Annotated in this window: 2 protein-coding genes; both read left to right on the forward strand. The window is 75.1% G+C overall.

Features of this window, described 5'->3' with window-relative positions:
* Nucleotides 1–592, forward strand: a 592-nt coding sequence (locus B8460_RS19185; RefSeq protein WP_048863231.1) for an alpha/beta fold hydrolase, incomplete at its 5' end; no start/stop codon positions are given.
* Between the two features lie 72 nt (nt 593–664).
* Nucleotides 665–1,042 (forward strand): hypothetical protein (locus B8460_RS19190; protein ID WP_048863232.1); only part of this gene is annotated, 378 nt, incomplete at its 3' end.

Here is a 1,042-nt window from a genome sequence, read left to right on the forward strand (position 1 = left end):
GGTCGGCCATTCGATCGGCGGCCTGTTCGTGCGCCTGTACGCCAGCCGCCACCCGGAGCAGGTGGCGGGCATGGTGCTGATCGACCCCTATTCCGAACGCCTCTCGGCGCGGATGACCCCGGCGCAATGGCGGGCGCTGGTCGCCTTCAACCGCCGCGCCGGGTCCGACACGGTCGAGACGATCCCCGGCTACGGCGATCTGGAGACGCTGCCCTATGGCGGTTCGGACGCGGTGATGCGGGCGGCGGCGCGGGCATCGCCGTTGCGCCCGGTGCCGCTGGCGGTGCTCGCCCATGGCCGCCCCTTCGCGCTCGCCGCGCCGCCGGCGGGTCTGTCCTCCGCCACGCTGGAGGCCGCCCTGCGCGCCGCCAACGCCGCGCTGGCGACGCTGGTGCCGCGCGCCCGGTTCTTCGTCGCCGCCGACAGCGGGCACGACATCCACCAGGACCAGCCCGCGCTGGTGACGGAGGCGATCCGGCAGGTGGTGGAGGGGGTGCGCCACCCCGACACCTGGGACGACCTCGCCGCCTGCTGCGCGCGCCAGCCGCCGCCCGCGTCGCCCGGCGGCCCGGATGACAGGATTTTCAGGTGATCGTCAGCGCGAGGTTCCAGAGCCCGGGTTAGCGTCGCGGCCGGTTCCGATCCGATGCAGGGAGACGATCCTATGCCCAACCGACGTTCCACTCTTTTCGCAGGCGTCGCCGCGCTGGCGCTGGCCGGCACCGTCGCGCTCGTCCACCGGGCCGTGGCGCGCGAGGCGCCCGCGCCCACGCATGTGATGCAGGTGGTCCTCCCCGACGGCAGCGTGGCGCGGATACGCTATGCCGGCGACGTGCCGCCGCAGGTCGTGCTGGCGCCGGCGCCGCTGCCCTTCACCCCGGCCGCGATGACCGACATGGCGTGGCCGCCCGGCTTCACCCTCGCCGCCGGTCCGTTCGAGGCGCTGTTCCACATGCAGGCGGCGATGGACGCGCAGGCGAACGCCATGCTCCGCGCGGCGGCGCTGTCGGACGCGCCGTGGGCCGGCGCCGCGTGGCCCGGC

Source organism: Acidisphaera rubrifaciens HS-AP3 (assembly GCF_000964365.1).
Classification (GTDB): Bacteria; Pseudomonadota; Alphaproteobacteria; order Acetobacterales; family Acetobacteraceae; genus Acidisphaera; species Acidisphaera rubrifaciens.